Consider the following 14,922-nt stretch of genomic DNA (forward strand, 5'->3'; position numbering starts at 1 on the left):
ATGCTGACCATAGCCGACCATGAATTTTCGTCCCGCCTCTTTACCGGCACCGGCAAGTTTGCCCACCCGGATCTGATGGCGGCCGCCATCGAAGCAAGCGGCTCCCGGCTGGTGACCATGGCCATCAAGCGCCTCGAACCCGGCAAGCGCCACGACGATATCCTCACCCCGCTGCTGGCTCTCGGGGTCAAGCTGCTGCCCAACACCTCGGGCGCCAAGACAGCCGCCGAGGCGGTGTTTGCCGCCCATCTGGCCCGGGAGGCACTCGGTACAAGCTGGCTGAAGCTGGAGATCCATCCCGATCCCAAGTACCTGCTGCCCGATCCCATAGAGACCCTCAAGGCCGCCGAACAGCTGGTGAAAGAGGGTTTCGTGGTGCTGCCCTACTGCGGGGCCGATCCCGTGCTCTGCAAGCGGCTCGAAGAGGTGGGCTGCGCCGCTGTCATGCCGCTCGGCGCCCCCATCGGCTCCAATCAGGGGCTGGTGACCCGGGATTTCCTCGCCATCATCATCGAACAGGCGCGGGTGCCCGTGGTGGTGGATGCGGGGATAGGTGCGCCGAGCCACGCCGCCGCCGCCTTTGAGCTGGGGGCCGACGCCGTGCTGGTCAACACCGCCATCGCGGTGAGCCGGGATCCGGTCGCCATGGGCCGTGCCTTCGCGCTGGCCTGTGAGGCTGGTCGCAGCGCCTATCTGGCGGGCCTCGGCGCGCGCGGGCTGCAAGCCTGCGCCTCCAGCCCGCTCACCGATTTTCTGGAGGCGCTATGACTCAGGGCATGGGGCAAGATGTGGCGTCTGTATGTGCCCCGCTCCGATTGGGAGAGGGGCTGGGGGTGAGGGAAGAGGCTGATCCGGCGCTTGAATGGGGCGAGCCCTGCGCTCCTCCCCCTCCCAAGGGGGAGGCCGGGAGGGGGTTGGGGTTTGCCGACCGCTGGCGCGAGCTGGAGTGGGACGATATCGGCATGCAGATCCGCGCCAAGACCACCCGGGACGTCGAGCGGGCGCTGGCCAGTCCGCGCCGCACCCTGGCCGACTTTATGGCGCTTATCTCCCCGGCCGCCGAGGCTTATCTACCCCAGATGGCCCAGTTGGCAGAGAGTCTCACCCGCCAGCGTTTCGGCAATACGGTGGGCTTCTATGTCCCCCTCTATCTGTCGAACCTCTGTGCCAACGACTGCTCCTACTGCGGTTTCTCCATGAGCAATCGCTTGAAGCGCAAGACGCTGGATGCAGAGGAAATTGAGCGCGAGTGTCTGGCCATCAAGGCGCGCGGTTTCGACAGCGTGTTGCTGGTGACCGGCGAGCACGAGAGCAAGGTGGGCATGGCCTATTTTCGTGAGCACCTGCCGCAGATCCGCCGCCATTTCAGCGCCTTGGCGATGGAGGTGCAGCCACTGTCGCAAGCCGATTACGCCGAGCTCAAAACCCTGGGATTGGATGCCGTCATGGTCTATCAGGAGACCTATCACGCCCCCAGTTACGCCCGCCATCATCTGCGCGGCAACAAGCAGGATATTGCGTGGCGGCTCGCCACCCCGGAGCGACTGGGGAGGGCCGGCATCGACAAGATAGGGCTGGGGGCGCTGATCGGCCTCTCTTCGGACTGGCGTGCCGACAGCTATTTTGTGGCCGAGCATCTGGCCTGGATGGAACGTCACCACTGGCAGAGCCGCTATTCGCTCTCCTTCCCGCGCCTGCGCCCCTGCACCGGCGGCCTGCAGCCCGAGGTGGTGATGTCGGACAGGCAGCTGGTGCAGCTTATCTGCGCCTGGCGTCTCTTCTCGCCGGCCCTGGAGTTGTCGCTCTCCACCCGTGAATCCCCGGCGTTTCGCAACGGTGCCCTGCGCCTTGGCATCACCCAGATGTCGGCCGAATCGCGCACCCAGCCGGGTGGCTATGCCGAAGGGGATGCCGAGGAGCTGGAGCAGTTTGCCATCCACGACGACCGCCCGCTGGGTGAGGTCGCCGATGCCGTCAGGCAGGCGGGGTTGCAGCCGGTGTTCAAGGACTGGGAACCCTTCTTGGGCCGATAGGGGCGGCCACGCCCCCTTTGCCGGTGGCATCCGGGCGTCCAGCCAGACTCCGTGCCTGTGGCGAGCAGGCACGGCTGTGCCATGCAATCGTAGGGTCGATTAGCCGTCAGGCGTAATCGTCCGTTCCGAGGTATGGCGTTGGCGGCAGGAGCCGTTGTGTGGTGGCACGGCTTTGCCGTGCAGGACGCGAGGCCGCTGGCCTCGAAGGGGTTTCGCCCGCCCTTCGGGCTGGGGCGAGTGACTTTGGAAAGACCCAAAGTCACCAAAGGTCTTTTCCCCCGCCAATCCGACCGCTACGCGGTTTCCCTCGGGTCAGGTGCAAGGTCGGACGGACCGCCGCAGACGGCACATCCCTGTGCCAGCTGCGTCTGCGCCATCATCCCTGATGGCGCTCCTGACCTTGCCCTTTCCCTCGGCGGATTGGAGGGGGAACAAATACCGGGCCCACCATAACATCAGGGCAATCGTAGGGTGCAATAAGCAGAGCGCATTGCACCGCCAACAAACTTGCCATGGTAAACGGTGCAATTCACGTTGTTCATTGCACCCTACGGATTCCTGTTATTTGAGCCACATTTATCTCCATGGCTGATGATGGGGGGGACGTGATGGCAGATTACAGGCGGGCATGGCAACCGGGAGGCACTTGGTTTTTTACGGTGGTCTTGGCCGATCGTCATAATAACCATCTGCTGACCGAACAGATTGATCTGCTCAGGCAGGTTGTCAGAGAGGTTCAAGATCGACACCCATTCCGGATCCACGGTTGGGTTGTCTTGCCTGAACATCTACATGCCTTGTTGGAATTGCCGCAAGGGGATACAAATTTTCCCCTGCGCTGGCGCCGAATCAAGAGCAAGTTTTCGCGAGCAATTCCCAAATCAGAGGCTCGCTCAGAATCTCGTTGGCGTCGTGGTGAACGAGGTATTTGGCAACGGCGCTATTGGGAACATTTGATCCGGGATCAGGATGATTTCAACAATCACCTCGATTACATACATATCAACCCCGTCAAACATGGGTTGGTAACAGCCCCAAAAGATTGGCCTTATTCCACCTTCCATCGCTGGGTTCAGCAGGGCAGGTATCCCTTGTCATGGGGAGATACCGCCATGCCAGAATATGAAGTGCCACACGACAATAAATAAACAGTGTTAACGTAGGGTGCAATAAGCGGAGCGCATTGCACCATTTTTGGCATCTTGTGGTTGGGTATATTGAGGTGCAATTCACTTCGTTCATTGCACCCTACGGTACTTATTGGGCCGATAGGGGCGGCCATGCCTCTTTGCCGTGCAGGACGCGAGGCCGCTGGCCTCGAAGGGGTTTCGCCCGCCCTTCGGGCTTGGGCGAGTAACTTTTCTTTGTGTGGCCAAAGAAAAGTCACCAAAAGAAAGGCCACCCCCGCTTATTCGCCCGACTTCGTCGGGTTCCTTCACCTCACCCGCTTGTCCGACGGCACGCGCCGACGGGCCATCCATGGCCCGGCGCCGCTCGCTCGACATCCTGTCTCGCGGCCTGGACAAGCGTGCTTGCCTCTGCGCATAAGAGGGGGATCTAAGCTTCAGCCTAGTGGGTCATGCTCCCGGCTCAGATGTGCGATTTAAGCTCAAACTTCCGTAAGTATCTAGAAAATACCCAACCTATTTTACGCTCACCGGTCTCGTCACATATAAATTCAATCTGAGTCCAGCGTTTTGATTTGGTGACGAATTTAACTACCATCCCATTTTTCAATTCGTCAACAACCTCTGCTTTTGTTGATGGTTCTGCTCTAACATTTAAAATTGAAACCAAAACAAAACGATAATTACTTAATTCATAAATATCGTACTCTTTATTGGCGGATTGGGTAATTAATTTGGTTGCGACCCTTGGCGTTTCTCTTTCAAACAGATACTCCCAGTTTTTATATAGAGGCATAGATAAATTACTAAATACATTAAGGAAGTAACTTAAAAAAAGGGTTACAATCAGTTGTGTCGATGAGGGCTGATTGTCATACCAACTTAGAAACCCTTCATTACTATTTGATGATGTTACTTGAGCAAGCTTTACAAAGGTTTGTTCTACAGAATCATCTTTTATCTCTATACTGTCCGAACTTTCTGACAGTAATTTATTGATCTGCTCCGTAATTACAGATAAATCCTGTGCTGCGAACAGCAATGTCATTTCTCTTGCTGCTTTCATTGCAGGCGATTCTGGGAGTGCAAATGATTGAACAATTTCTCTTGCAGCTTTCATCGTAGGCGATTCTGGGATCGCAAATGATTGAACAATTTCTCTTGCAGCTTTCATCGTAGGCGATTCTGGGAGTGCAAATGATTGAACAATTTCTCTTGCAGCTTTCATTGTAGGCGATTCTGGGATCGCAAATGATTGAACAATTTCTCTTGCAGCTTTCATTGCAGGCGATTCTGGAATCGCAAATGACTGGGCAATCTCTCTTGCAGCTTTCATCGCAGGCGATTCTGGGATCGCAAATGACTGGGCAATCTCTCTTGCAGCTTTCATCGCAGGCGATTCTGGGATCGCAAATGACTGAGCAATCTCTCTTGCAGCTTTCATCGAAGGCGATTCTGGTATCGAATATGATTGAGCAATTTCTCTTGCAGCCTTCATCGCAGGTGATTCTAGTATCTCAAATAATTGAGACATCTCTTTTGATATTTTTAGAGCTGCTAATCCATGTGATGTTTTCATGTGTAGGTGATTTATTTTCCTAAGTTCTTTCATGAAGCAGGTCCCTAAAAATATCTAAGTACTCATCTTAACTGGTAGAGCAGTGTACCTTTTCTTGGGGCTTGTATGAAGCCATTAAAACCTAGGCATAATTCATGAACACCGCCCTTTTGGCAAGGGGCTTAGTTCTTTAACTAAAGGCTTACTGGAAGGGCAGTTGCCATGACCGTATTCCTTTGTCTCTCAAATAAGCCTGCGAGATACGCCCTGCTACAGAAATCAGTCTGCGGGAACAAGGGCATAAATATGCGCATCAAGGGGCTGCCCATAAAGAAAGATGCGATTTCTTGCCCGGCATTCAAAGGTAGCCCCTGCTGCAATGGCAACCGCTTCGCTGGCGCTGTTGCCAATTCCCATCACGATCTCCAGCCGAAATAGACCCAACTGCTGAAAACCAAAGTCACGTAGCAGGGCGACTGCCTGTTGGGCGATGCCTTGGCCTTGTCGGGATTGCCGCACCCAATAGCCGATGTTGCCGTAACGATGATGGGGGGCCAGCTGATTGATGCCGGCGCCACCCAATAGTTGGCCGGTGGCGGCGCAGAAGAGGCCCATATCATAGGCACGCCCCGCCTCACGATCCTGATCGCAGGTGGCAAACCATTCCAGCGCTCTGTCCCGAGTAAATGAGTGGGAGCACCAGCTCATCCAGGTGCCGACCGTGTCGATGGATTCGTGCGCCGCGCGGACAAACTCGTCGGCATCGCCCGGTTCGAAGGGGCGAATAACGAGATTGGCATTGGCAAGTGGTTGGAATGTCATGGGTTGTCCTGCTTTTTCATTTGGATGAATGGTTAGGCCTTTTCGACGGCAACCCGCTTAAGCCCCATGCCAACACTGGCAGGAGCCGTGAGCGAGAAACCGAATTGTTGATAGAGTCGCTGAGCCTGCCCATCTGCCAGCAAGCTGACATAGCCTGACTCCGGCACTTCGCGGGCAATATAGTCCGCGATCTCCGCCATGATCTTTTTGCCTACACCTTGACCCTGATATTCAGGCAGGACTGCAATATCAACGACTTGATAAAATGTCCCGCCATCTCCGATAATGCGGCCCATGCCGATTGCGGTCTGACCGCAAAATATCTGGACGGCAAACAGCGTATTGGGCAGGCCACGTTCTGCGGCCTCAATAGTCTTCGAGCTAAGTCCCGCTGCTGTTCGAAGATAGCGATAGGTTTCGACGGGCGGCGTTGAGTGGACGACAGTGAAAACGGGTGTTGGTGCGGTCATTCGGGTAACTCCATGTAGGGCCTGATTGAATTAAATTCGCATATATCAAAATGGACTGGGGGATTGATGTGTTCTCTCCAAGGGTCTGGCCGCGGTGCCGCGAGCTGATGGGTAGGTTCTCCTCGACGCTTCCAGATGGACTGCTATAAACCCACCCTCTCCAATTCCGTAATCTCCCCGCCACCGATCAACAGCAGATTCCGGCTGATCTGCTCCACCGGCCAGTCCCACCAGGCGAGGGCGTTGAGGCGGGCTATGGTGTCGTCGTCAAAGCGGTAGCGGATCACCTGGGCTGGGTTGCCGCCGACAACAGCGTAGGCGGGTACATCGCCGGTAACCACCGAGCGGGCGGCGATAATGGCGCCGTTGCCTACCTTGACGCCCGGCATGATCAGCGCTTCATAGCCAATCCAGACATCGTGGCCAATCACCGTATCCCCCTTGTAAGGCAGCGTGCCCGGTGCGGGGGCTGCGCTCTCCCAGCCGTTGCCGAAGATAAAGAAGGGGTAGGTGGAGAAGCCGGAGCTCTGGTGGTTGGCGCCGTTCATGATGAACTTGACCCCGCGGGCGATGGCGCAGAACTTGCCGATGATCAGCTTGTCGCCGATGAAGGGAAAGTGGTAGAGGACGTTGCGCTCAAAGCCTGCCGAGTCTTCCGGGTCATCGTAGTAGCTGTAGTCACCCACCTCGATATTGGGCCCCTTGATGGTGTTCTTGATAAAGCACACCTGGGGGAAGCCCTTCATGGGATGGGGATTGGCGGGATCGGGTCCGTGCAAGATGCTCTCCTTTCGAATCTGTCGGCACACTACCGTAAAGGAAGTTGATGACGGTCTGCCACCTTTTTGTAGTGGTGCACTCGCCAGCCTTTGTCGCCCCGTCGTCATGTGCGCATCGACCCGGGGCGGGTTTGTCTCTAGCATGGAGCTGATGCGGGGCCTGGGCTCCGTCACGGGCTTTTGACGAAGTCCGTTCCACGGACTGATGGCGGAGAGAAGAGATGATGAATATGCGTTCCTTGTTGATGGTGGGGGCCCTGCTCCTGGGCGGTTGCAGTATCAATCCCTATGGCGGTACTCCGGCGCCTGTCACCGAGCCGGATCAGCCTGTGATCCAGCCAGAGAAACCAGTGACCAAGCCGGATGCCGGGGCGCCGCTACCCAAGCCGGTGGCCCCGACCGGGCTGGCGCTCGCCCTGGCGGATGCCTTCGTGCAGGCCCCCGAGGTGCGGGAGCTGGCGCAGAGTGGCAATGCCGTGCTGCTGCTTACTCCGCCCCGAGACGGTACCAATGACGAGCTCGATACCAGCACAATGGCGGCGGCCATGAGCAAGCGGATCCAGTCCAAGAGCGGTTTTCGCTTCGTCGATCCCGGTCAGGTGGCCGCCATCACGGGGCAGCTCGAGTATCAGCAGGGGAGAATGAATCCGGCATCCTTGGTGCGGCTTGGCCGCCAGACCGGGGCCGGTTACATGCTCTATGGGGATCTGGTGTCCGAGGGGAGTCGCTATCGGCTCACCATGAGCCTGATGGAGCTGCGCAGTGGCGAGCTGCTCTGGAACGGCAGCCGCTCGGCCAGTCATTGATATATCGGCAGAAGAGGGTTGCAGGAGCAACAGAATGTTATTGTTCCTGCATTCCCTTTCCTATGGGCACTTTGTAGCCCTTATATTTGAATGCTAGGGTATATCAGTTGACGAGAATGGCACGAGGCTTGTTAAGCGGAACAATATTCACATCATCAATGACGGTAAAGTGTTCCAATGAGTTGGTATCCGTTGTGAACTTTATGGTTGTACTGGGTTGGCCTGCCACGAAAGAAAATGAGAAATAAGTCCAGTCAATAGCATCGCTACGCTCTGTCTTAAGATTATATATATAGTGTTCATCGCCAATAATGACATTTAATTTGGCAGTGCCGTCCCGGTTAAAGTTCTTTTGTGTGCCAGCGTGGAATGTGACTAAGTACTTTGCTCCAACCTTGGTTGGGAATGATTGTTCGATACCCCCACCATTTTTTGAATAATAATTGTTGAGGTCAATCATATAGTCACCATCCGGTGTGTAGAGCTTGCTGCCACCTGAGGCGGATACGTGAGAAGACCACTCAACGCCCTCACCCAAGGTTTTCCAGCCAGGGAGGCTGGTCTCGTCATTCCCGGGCAAGGTTTCCCAAATGGAGGGTCTGGCAGGCGAGTTTTCGAAACTACCGTTGACTATCAACTGGTCACACTCATTGGCATAAACAAGATTGCTAAAAATAATGCAAAATATTAATGGGAAATTTTTCATAGATAAATCCTCTTTGTTTTAGAAGGTTATTTTATAACAAGCAGCACATATGTCATGTGCCCATATGGGGCTTGATAAGGGGGGTGTTAGGTGGTTGTATACAATAAACTTTATTGTAGGGGGGGTAATTTCAGTTTTAATCACTGCTGCCATTAATAAATTGGCATATGATAACGCCGCAATTCTCATGAGGCGTCATTAAGTATTTTAAGATATATTATTCTCAGCTCTATGCTGAAGTGCTCTGGCTTACTCCATCTTCTTCAGAAAATAGGTGATATGCCCAGGCGGCATATCAGGCAGTTCGCCAAAGACGGTGTAACCCTGCTTCTGGTAGAAGGGCAGGGCCTGGAAGCTGGTGGTTTCCAGATGAACGTTGGTGATGCCCTTGTCGCTGGCATATTGCTCCATGGTGGCGAGCAGGCGGGCGCCCCAGCCGTCCTTGCGGATGCCTTCGTCGATCCAGAGCCAGTCCACGTGCAGCCAGCCCCACTTGATATCGGCGACTATGCCGCCGAGCACCTTGCCTTGTTCATCCTTGATAAAGCTGGCGATCCGCTCGCGCAGGTGTGTACCAGCCTGGGCTGTGTTATAGCCAGACAGGCCGATCCGCAGGGCATCGAGCTCCTCATCCTGCGGGGGTAGGGGCGGGGTCAGTCGCATATTGGCTCCAGGTCCATGAAAAGAGCCTCAATAAATAAGACTTTGGACTCAATCTGGTCAAGCCTTCCGGCCACAGAACCGGAAATTATCTATTCCCGGTGACCTGTTTCGACGCTCAGATAAAAGCTTTACGACCGGGAGACTCGTCAAATCTCCGGAAAATAACAGGCAGCGATATCGACGGGCTGATCCGGGCAGCCGGGCAGATAGAAGTGCCAGCCTGCGTCGGAGAAAGCGCGCAGCTCACTTTCGACAAATTTCAGGGCTAGGCTCAGGGCCTGCAAGGCGTCTATGCCATGGATAAAGGTCTTGTCGCCAAGCCCGGCCAGCTTCACCTTGCAGCGATAGTCGCCACTGGTGGATTTGGGGTCGGGTTGCGGGGCGCCGATGGTAATTTTCAGGGTCACTTGTTCGCCCTCCAGGCTCACGGCATCGAATTTGGCGGTGACTATGGTTCTCTTCATCTGGATATTCCTTCTCCGGTTGACGGCCGTCCTCGCTTGCTGGCGCTGAGCTGGCGTCCCTGGGCGGCTGATGGGGTGACAATAGACTCAAGATGGTCAGCCTAAAGGAACTGCCCCAGCGAAACAATCACTTGCCTGTGTGCAGTGTGAGCGGGATCGGCTTCTCCGGGGACAGTGCTCGGCCCCGCATCACAATCCGCAGGCCCTGCTTGCCGGGGTGAAGGATATTCAGAACGCAGTCTTGTTATTGTTCAAGTCAATTAATTCAGAAGGCGGCGTAATTATTTTCACAAAACCATTATCTATATTTTTGATATTACCAGATGGATTGTTGATCATGTTTATATGATCGACTGATTAATGTATCGTTTGCCATGATGTTGTGATTCTGGAATCAAGCGGTTGTATCTTGAGCGAAATGACACATTCTGTTTTCATTTCAAACAAAGTTATTCAAACAGTCATGAATTATTAACCTTGACCTTGATTGCGTTTTCAACGATGGTAGCGTGGCATATCCGTTTCATATTGGCTGTCCTGTTGACCGCTGACGGGTTTGTGTTTTCTAAAAAATGAGTACGATGTGCGCAGACATATCACCTGCCTATTACACGGGCCAATAAAATAATGTGACAGATAAATAAGGTGTATATCGCAATGAGTATAGCTATTGCTGAAAAGAATAATTCAGTCTCACAGTTGAAATGGGAGAGAAGTGATTCGGTATGGACCATGGGCTTGTATGCCACAGCCGTCGGTGCCGGAACCCTTTTTCTCCCCATTACAGTCGGCAGTAATGCTCCGATCATACTGCTGTTTATTTTATTGGCAGCATTTCCGCTCTCTTATTATTCCCACCGAGCCTTGAGTCGCTTCGTGTTATCCAGTTCCCATCGGGAAGGGGATATTACCCATGTGGTGGAGGAACATTTTGGCCCCAGGGCAGGCAAGCTGCTGATGCTGGTCTATCTGATGGCCTTCTACCCCATCATTCTGGTCTACAGCATCTCCATCACCAATGCCATCGAGAGCTTCATGGTGCATCAGATGGGCGGCGCAATGGTCAGCCGTGGCTGGCTGGTGCTGGCGGTGATGCTGGGGTTGCACCTGATCTTGCTGACCGGCAAACAGGTGGTGGTCTCTGCCATCAGTGTGCTGGCGCTGCCGATGATCGCCTTCCTGCTGGGTATCTCTTTCTACCTGTTGCCCCAGTGGAGCCTCTCCTATTTCACCGAGAGTCAGGCGGTGGATTGGCGTGATCCCGCCGTCTGGAAATCCCTCTGGCTGATAGTGCCAGTGATGGTGTTTTCATTCAGCCATGCGCCCATTATCTCCTCCTTTACCGCCGCCCAGAAAAAGCGCTGCCATGTGAGCGCCCATATGCGCAGCCAGCGCATCATCAAGTGGAGCAGCCTGCTGATCTGCGGCAGCGTGCTGTTTTTTGTCATCAGCTGTGTGATGAGTCTGAGCCAGGCGGAAATGGCGCTGGCCCGTACCGACAATATTTCCGTGCTGTCGGCGCTGGCGAACAAATTTTCCAATCCGCTTATCGCCTATGTGGGTCCGCTCATCGCCATTCTGGCCATGTCCAAATCCTTCCTCGGCACGTCAATGGGGGTGAACGAGGGGACTGTGAGCATGGTGAGCGGCGCTTGCCGGGGGCTTGGGCTCTCCCTCGGGGAGGTCACCATAGCCAGGGTCTCATCCGTCATCCTGTTCGTGGTGACCGGCGTCATCACCTATCTGAACCCCAATGTGCTGAATATCATAGAGAAGGTGAGCGGCCCCCTGATAGCGGTGATCCTGTTTCTGCTGCCCGCCTACGCCATCTATCGTCTGCCGGTGCTCAAGGGGTATCGCGGTGCGAGCACACTGTTCGTGATGGTGGTGGGTCTGCTCGCCATCTCCGCGCTGATCTATGACCTGATCTGACGGCCTGCATGCCACATGAAACAAAAGGGGCGACCACCTAGTCGCCCCTTTTTCGTCTGCGTGACGGGTCAACCCAGCAGGGTCGAGACGCTCTGCCCCGCCATCAACAAACCTATGGCCAGGGCGCTGAACCAGACGAGGGTGGCGCTGACCAGCAGGTAACCGCTGGCGACGAACAGGCCGTCTCGCTGCAGCATGCCGATGGCCAGCAGCAGAATGGCCCAGGCGGGCATGGCGTTGGTGAAGGGGATGGCCCCCAGCGGCAGCATCAGCAACAGGGCGGCCAGCATGAGCAAGAGGCCGTTGCAGCGGTTGATGGCACTGCTGCCGGTCAGCAGCAAGAAGCGTGGGCGAATGAAGCGATCGATGCGGGCCAGCAAGTCAGCGCCCTTGTGCAGGGTCGGCTTTAGCTGATCGGCGGCGAAGCGGCGTTCCATCAGGATGGCGGGCAGCCAGGGCACACGGTTGAGGGTGATGCCGATACCGATAAACAGGATCAGCAGGCCAAACGGGGCACTGACGCCCGGGATGGAAACCGGCAGCAGGAAGGGCACAGTGAGCAGCACGCAAAACAGCAGCATGCCCTGCTCACCCACCAGGGCCAGCATCTGACGCAGGCTGATATGGCTCTCCTCTATGGCGTGGGCGGTTGCGCGCAGTGTGTCGGAGAGCTTGTGTTGTGGGTCCTTGAGTTGCGCGGCAACCATTCCCGAGTTTCCTTCTGATGAGTGGAATCGGGTCACCATGACCCGGTTGCGCGCCAGCATACGTGGCAGAGGTTAATCGCCGATGAATAACGGCGGCGGCGATGAGTGGCCTGGTGGCGGGATATGGTCGCGGCAGCTGAGTGTGATCCTCCCTGCGAAAATGGGTTGATACAGGCCTGGTTTAGGATGGGGGTCAGGGGGCTCTGATATGCTTGGTGGGCACTGGTGCACAAGCAGAGGAACTGTGATGAAACGAGCGGGGATCATGATGATGGGGCTCTTGCTGCCGCTGGGGCAGGCATGGAGCGCCGACGGCGAGGCAGGACTTGGCTGGCAGGTGACGCCGTTTTTCGGCTACAGCTCATCCATCGACTTCGAGGCGAACGATGACCCCCAACCCATGCCTGTCTCCACCAAGCTGGAGTCATTGCAGGGGGATAGTTCCGGCAGCTGGGGCCTGTTCATCAGCAAGGAGGTGGATGACCCCGGCATGATAGAGCTGCTCTACAGCCACCAATCCACTCGCCTCTCCCCGGATCAGTCGGAGCGGCTGACGGTGGATACCCTGCACTTCGCCGGAGCCCTCACCCTGTCGGACAACCTGATGGCTCCCTACATAGGCGCCGGCATAGGGGCGACGAGCTTCGCCGCCTACGACAGCGAGGTGGCCCCTTCCATGTCGCTGGCACTCGGGGTGCAGCCACGCCTGACCGAGCATCTGGCGCTGCGGGCCGAGGTGCGCGGCTACGGCACCCTGGTCAACGACAACAGCCAGTTTCTCTGCAACCCGGACGACTGCGTGTTCAAGGTGCGCGGCGAGCTGGTGACACAGTGGCAGGCCAATATCGGTCTGACCCTGAGGTTTTGATGCCTGCCAGCGCTGTGGAGTGCAGTGTCAGACAATACCGCGGGTGATCCGGCTAAGGGGCTCGTTGACGTCGAACAGCTTGTACTGCACCGCGCTGGCGCCCATGGCGAGCACTCGCTGCTCGTGCATCTTGGCGTAGTTCAGGGCGCTTGCCTCATCCTCGAACAGATAGATGCCACCCGCCTCGCCGGTGCGCGGGTTCTCGGTCCAGATCTTGGAGATAAAGCCAGGCTCCCGGGTGATGGATTCGGCCAGCGGCATGGCGGCGTCAGTCAGTGCCGCCCCCATCTGCTCGGCGGGAAAGTTGAAATGGATTTGCAGCAAACTGGACATGATGAACCTCTGGTGCGGATTGAGTGACGGAGTCCGCATCATAGGAAGCCGGCATCTTGGCTGCAAGAAGGCACTTTTTCGTGGCATAGTTACCGCAAAGTAACCACTCACGAGCCATCACGTGTCCTCACTTCCTTGCCCTGCCTATCGGGTGCTGCGGCTGCTCGCCGGTAAATGGAAACCGGCCATCCTGTTTCATCTGCGCGAGCAGACCCTGCGCTTTGGTGACTTGCGACGCTGTTTGCCAGAGGTGAGCCAGAAAGTGCTCACCGCCCAGCTCAAGGAGCTGGAGGCCGATGGCGTCATCGATCGCACTCTCCATCCCCAGGTACCTCCCAGAGTGGAATATGCCCTGAGCCCGCTTGGTATTGCTCTGCTCCCGCTGTTGCAGCAGATGCACGACTTGGCGTTGAGCCACAGTGACCTCTTGGTGCGGGCCGGGGATGGCCCCGGCTCACCGGCTATCGAACCGGGCTAGCCTGCTGCCGACCAGGCCATTACCCATTCGGCGCAGTGGGTGTGGGGATCCTGCTGTTCGGCCTCTATCTGGAAGCCCTGAGCGAGATAGAAGTCGCAGCTGGCACGATTTTGCTGGTACACCTGCAGGCGCAGCGCTGGCCGTTGCTGTTTGGCGTGGGCCAGCAGAGCCTTGCCATAGCCCCGTCCCTGCTGCGCCGGGGTAACGAAGATGGCGGCCAGGGTCTCTTCATACAGAGAATAAAAACCCAGCGCAGTGCCATCTTGCCAGAGCACATAAGAGTCGGCGGCGGGCAGGTAGGTCTCCCGCATCGGCGCCAGGTTGGCGTGCCAGTAGGCCGGGTCGATGAAGTGGTGCGCCTGCAGGGAGGCCTCCAGCCAGATGGCGAGGACGTCCTCCATGTCGGACGGAGTGAAGGGGCGGATCTGCATGGGTGTCTCGTCTGGATTCGTTACAAAAGGAGCATGGTAACAGCGCCAGTCTCGCCGTCACCTTGTGGGTGGCCAAAGTGCCGCCCTCATAACAAAAAGGCGACCCGCAGGTCGCCTTTTGCCGCTTAACCGGCGTAGGGGAGGGAAGAGTGGTGCAACACTATGCGGACTTTGCCGTCATCCCCCTTCTTGAAGCCCCAGGTCTTGTCGACCGTGGTCTCCTTGTTGTCCCTGTCTGTCAGGTGAACCTTGCCCATGGTCAGGGCCATGTCGCCGTTGATATAGACGGCAGCGTTGTCGTAGTTGTAACTTTTCCAGTTCTTGAGGGCGAAGCCGGTGTCGGCGGGATAGGCCTTGTTGTTGCCGACGAAGTAGGCCAGCGCCCCTTCCTGATTGATGCGGAAGGTCTGTTCGCCTCCGGCCAGGGTGGGCTTGAACAGGACAGGGCCATTGTTGTAGCCGTAGGCGCTGTCGAGCACTGTCGTGGCCGTCGTTTTGGCCTTCTCTATGCCGCCGGTGCGGTAGTCGTCGCTGATCTGGATCAGGGCCTTGCCCCAGGCATCCTGCGCGGCTTTGATCTCGGCTTCAGTGATGTTGTTGTTGGCGATCTCGGCGGCACTGAGGGAGCCGCTGGCGGCGAGCAGAACGAGGACAAGGCCGTATTGCTTGGTAAACGACTTCTTGGTGAGCAACTTCATGCGGTCATGACTCCAGGTTGGGTTTCGCGTTAAGGAGACCGGAGTTT

18 protein-coding genes are annotated in these 14,922 nt (G+C 56.5%); 7 read left to right on the forward strand and 11 right to left on the reverse strand.

Annotated features, from left to right (window positions below):
- The 3 genes from AACX78_RS01865 to AACX78_RS01875 all read left to right on the forward strand — a co-directional run bounded on the left by AACX78_RS01865 (position 1) and on the right by AACX78_RS01875 (position 3,181).
- A complete protein-coding gene (locus tag AACX78_RS01865; RefSeq protein WP_159165219.1) occupies positions 1–768 on the forward strand; it encodes a thiazole synthase in 768 nt (255 codons plus the stop codon).
- A 20-nt stretch (positions 769–788) separates the two neighbouring features.
- A complete protein-coding gene (gene thiH / locus AACX78_RS01870; RefSeq protein ID WP_265342321.1) occupies positions 789–2,033 on the forward strand; it encodes a 2-iminoacetate synthase ThiH in 1,245 nt (414 codons plus the stop codon).
- A 608-nt stretch (positions 2,034–2,641) separates the two neighbouring features.
- Positions 2,642–3,181 carry an REP-associated tyrosine transposase gene (locus AACX78_RS01875; protein ID WP_159165221.1) on the forward strand — a complete coding sequence of 180 codons (540 nt, stop codon included), beginning with the start codon at positions 2,642–2,644 and terminating at the stop codon, positions 3,179–3,181.
- A 442-nt stretch (positions 3,182–3,623) separates the two neighbouring features.
- Here the strand turns inward: AACX78_RS01875 and AACX78_RS01880 are convergent, their stop codons facing one another.
- The 4 genes from AACX78_RS01880 to AACX78_RS01895 all read right to left on the reverse strand — a co-directional run bounded on the left by AACX78_RS01880 (position 3,624) and on the right by AACX78_RS01895 (position 6,792).
- Positions 3,624–4,772: an SH3 domain-containing protein gene (locus tag AACX78_RS01880; RefSeq protein ID WP_159165223.1), complete on the reverse strand. Its 1,149-nt coding sequence runs from the start codon at positions 4,770–4,772 to the stop codon at positions 3,624–3,626.
- A gap of 225 nt (positions 4,773–4,997) precedes the next feature.
- Entirely contained in the window at positions 4,998–5,540 is a 543-nt protein-coding gene (locus AACX78_RS01885; RefSeq protein ID WP_159165224.1) for a GNAT family N-acetyltransferase, read from the reverse strand.
- A 32-nt stretch (positions 5,541–5,572) separates the two neighbouring features.
- On the reverse strand, positions 5,573–6,010 hold the full coding sequence (locus AACX78_RS01890; protein WP_159165225.1) for a GNAT family N-acetyltransferase: 438 nt from the start codon (positions 6,008–6,010) through the stop codon (positions 5,573–5,575).
- A 143-nt stretch (positions 6,011–6,153) separates the two neighbouring features.
- Positions 6,154–6,792, reverse strand: coding sequence for a Vat family streptogramin A O-acetyltransferase (locus AACX78_RS01895; protein ID WP_407704529.1), 639 nt, complete (start codon positions 6,790–6,792; stop codon positions 6,154–6,156).
- A gap of 221 nt (positions 6,793–7,013) precedes the next feature.
- Here AACX78_RS01895 and AACX78_RS01900 point away from each other — a divergent pair, with 221 nt between their 5' ends.
- Positions 7,014–7,595, forward strand: coding sequence for a penicillin-binding protein activator LpoB (locus tag AACX78_RS01900; RefSeq protein WP_159167423.1), 582 nt, complete (start codon positions 7,014–7,016; stop codon positions 7,593–7,595).
- A 103-nt stretch (positions 7,596–7,698) separates the two neighbouring features.
- Here AACX78_RS01900 and AACX78_RS01905 read toward each other — a convergent pair whose 3' ends face one another.
- From AACX78_RS01905 to AACX78_RS01915, 3 genes are all read right to left on the reverse strand, one after another.
- Entirely contained in the window at positions 7,699–8,301 is a 603-nt protein-coding gene (locus AACX78_RS01905) for a DUF642 domain-containing protein (RefSeq protein WP_159165227.1), read from the reverse strand.
- Positions 8,302–8,550: 249 nt separating this feature from the next.
- Positions 8,551–8,964, reverse strand: coding sequence for a GNAT family N-acetyltransferase (locus tag AACX78_RS01910; RefSeq protein ID WP_159165228.1), 414 nt, complete (start codon positions 8,962–8,964; stop codon positions 8,551–8,553).
- Positions 8,965–9,110: 146 nt separating this feature from the next.
- Positions 9,111–9,428, reverse strand: a complete 318-nt coding sequence (locus AACX78_RS01915; RefSeq protein WP_159165229.1) for a DUF6968 family protein — start codon at positions 9,426–9,428, stop codon at positions 9,111–9,113.
- An 876-nt stretch (positions 9,429–10,304) separates the two neighbouring features.
- Between AACX78_RS01915 and AACX78_RS01920 the strand changes: the two genes are divergently transcribed.
- Positions 10,305–11,360, forward strand: coding sequence for an amino acid permease (locus tag AACX78_RS01920; RefSeq protein WP_236556278.1), 1,056 nt, complete (start codon positions 10,305–10,307; stop codon positions 11,358–11,360).
- A 68-nt stretch (positions 11,361–11,428) separates the two neighbouring features.
- Here the strand turns inward: AACX78_RS01920 and AACX78_RS01925 are convergent, their stop codons facing one another.
- Entirely contained in the window at positions 11,429–12,067 is a 639-nt protein-coding gene (locus tag AACX78_RS01925; protein ID WP_201302752.1) for an exopolysaccharide biosynthesis protein, read from the reverse strand.
- Positions 12,068–12,314: 247 nt separating this feature from the next.
- Here AACX78_RS01925 and AACX78_RS01930 point away from each other — a divergent pair, with 247 nt between their 5' ends.
- Positions 12,315–12,935: an outer membrane beta-barrel protein gene (locus AACX78_RS01930; RefSeq protein ID WP_159165231.1), complete on the forward strand. Its 621-nt coding sequence runs from the start codon at positions 12,315–12,317 to the stop codon at positions 12,933–12,935.
- Positions 12,936–12,962: 27 nt separating this feature from the next.
- Here the strand turns inward: AACX78_RS01930 and AACX78_RS01935 are convergent, their stop codons facing one another.
- Positions 12,963–13,268 (reverse strand): monooxygenase, encoded by a 306-nt coding sequence (locus AACX78_RS01935; RefSeq protein WP_125729817.1) that lies wholly within the window; start codon positions 13,266–13,268, stop codon positions 12,963–12,965.
- 121 nt (positions 13,269–13,389) lie between these two features.
- On the opposite strand from AACX78_RS01935, the gene AACX78_RS01940 reads away from it, so the two are divergent.
- Positions 13,390–13,746, forward strand: a complete 357-nt coding sequence (locus AACX78_RS01940) for a winged helix-turn-helix transcriptional regulator (protein ID WP_159165232.1) — start codon at positions 13,390–13,392, stop codon at positions 13,744–13,746.
- Here AACX78_RS01940 and AACX78_RS01945 read toward each other — a convergent pair.
- Together AACX78_RS01945 and AACX78_RS01950 are read right to left on the reverse strand one after the other, a co-directional pair.
- Entirely contained in the window at positions 13,743–14,177 is a 435-nt protein-coding gene (locus tag AACX78_RS01945) for an N-acetyltransferase (RefSeq protein WP_159165233.1), read from the reverse strand. The genes AACX78_RS01940 and AACX78_RS01945 overlap by 4 nt on opposite strands.
- Before the next feature lie 125 nt (positions 14,178–14,302).
- Positions 14,303–14,875 (reverse strand): hypothetical protein, encoded by a 573-nt coding sequence (locus AACX78_RS01950; RefSeq protein WP_005316227.1) that lies wholly within the window; start codon positions 14,873–14,875, stop codon positions 14,303–14,305.
- Positions 14,876–14,922: the final 47 nt, after the last annotated feature.

The organism is Aeromonas sp. 9A (genome assembly GCF_963900955.1).
GTDB lineage: Bacteria > Pseudomonadota > Gammaproteobacteria > Enterobacterales > Aeromonadaceae > Aeromonas > Aeromonas salmonicida.

Coding starts and splice junctions, on each gene's coding strand:
- AACX78_RS01945 (WP_159165233.1), bottom strand. CDS start 14,177: ATGCAGATCCGCCCCTTCACTCCGTCCGACATGGAGGACGTCCTCGCC.
- AACX78_RS01910 (WP_159165228.1), bottom strand. CDS start 8,964: ATGCGACTGACCCCGCCCCTACCCCCGCAGGATGAGGAGCTCGATGCC.
- AACX78_RS01865 (WP_159165219.1), top strand. CDS start 1: ATGCTGACCATAGCCGACCATGAATTTTCGTCCCGCCTCTTTACCGGC.
- AACX78_RS01935 (WP_125729817.1), bottom strand. CDS start 13,268: ATGTCCAGTTTGCTGCAAATCCATTTCAACTTTCCCGCCGAGCAGATG.
- AACX78_RS01875 (WP_159165221.1), top strand. CDS start 2,642: ATGGCAGATTACAGGCGGGCATGGCAACCGGGAGGCACTTGGTTTTTT.
- AACX78_RS01890 (WP_159165225.1), bottom strand. CDS start 6,010: ATGACCGCACCAACACCCGTTTTCACTGTCGTCCACTCAACGCCGCCC.
- AACX78_RS01900 (WP_159167423.1), top strand. CDS start 7,014: ATGAATATGCGTTCCTTGTTGATGGTGGGGGCCCTGCTCCTGGGCGGT.
- AACX78_RS01930 (WP_159165231.1), top strand. CDS start 12,315: ATGAAACGAGCGGGGATCATGATGATGGGGCTCTTGCTGCCGCTGGGG.
- AACX78_RS01925 (WP_201302752.1), bottom strand. CDS start 12,067: ATGGTTGCCGCGCAACTCAAGGACCCACAACACAAGCTCTCCGACACA.
- AACX78_RS01885 (WP_159165224.1), bottom strand. CDS start 5,540: ATGACATTCCAACCACTTGCCAATGCCAATCTCGTTATTCGCCCCTTC.
- AACX78_RS01950 (WP_005316227.1), bottom strand. CDS start 14,875: ATGAAGTTGCTCACCAAGAAGTCGTTTACCAAGCAATACGGCCTTGTC.
- AACX78_RS01915 (WP_159165229.1), bottom strand. CDS start 9,428: ATGAAGAGAACCATAGTCACCGCCAAATTCGATGCCGTGAGCCTGGAG.
- AACX78_RS01880 (WP_159165223.1), bottom strand. CDS start 4,772: ATGAAAGAACTTAGGAAAATAAATCACCTACACATGAAAACATCACAT.
- AACX78_RS01905 (WP_159165227.1), bottom strand. CDS start 8,301: ATGAAAAATTTCCCATTAATATTTTGCATTATTTTTAGCAATCTTGTT.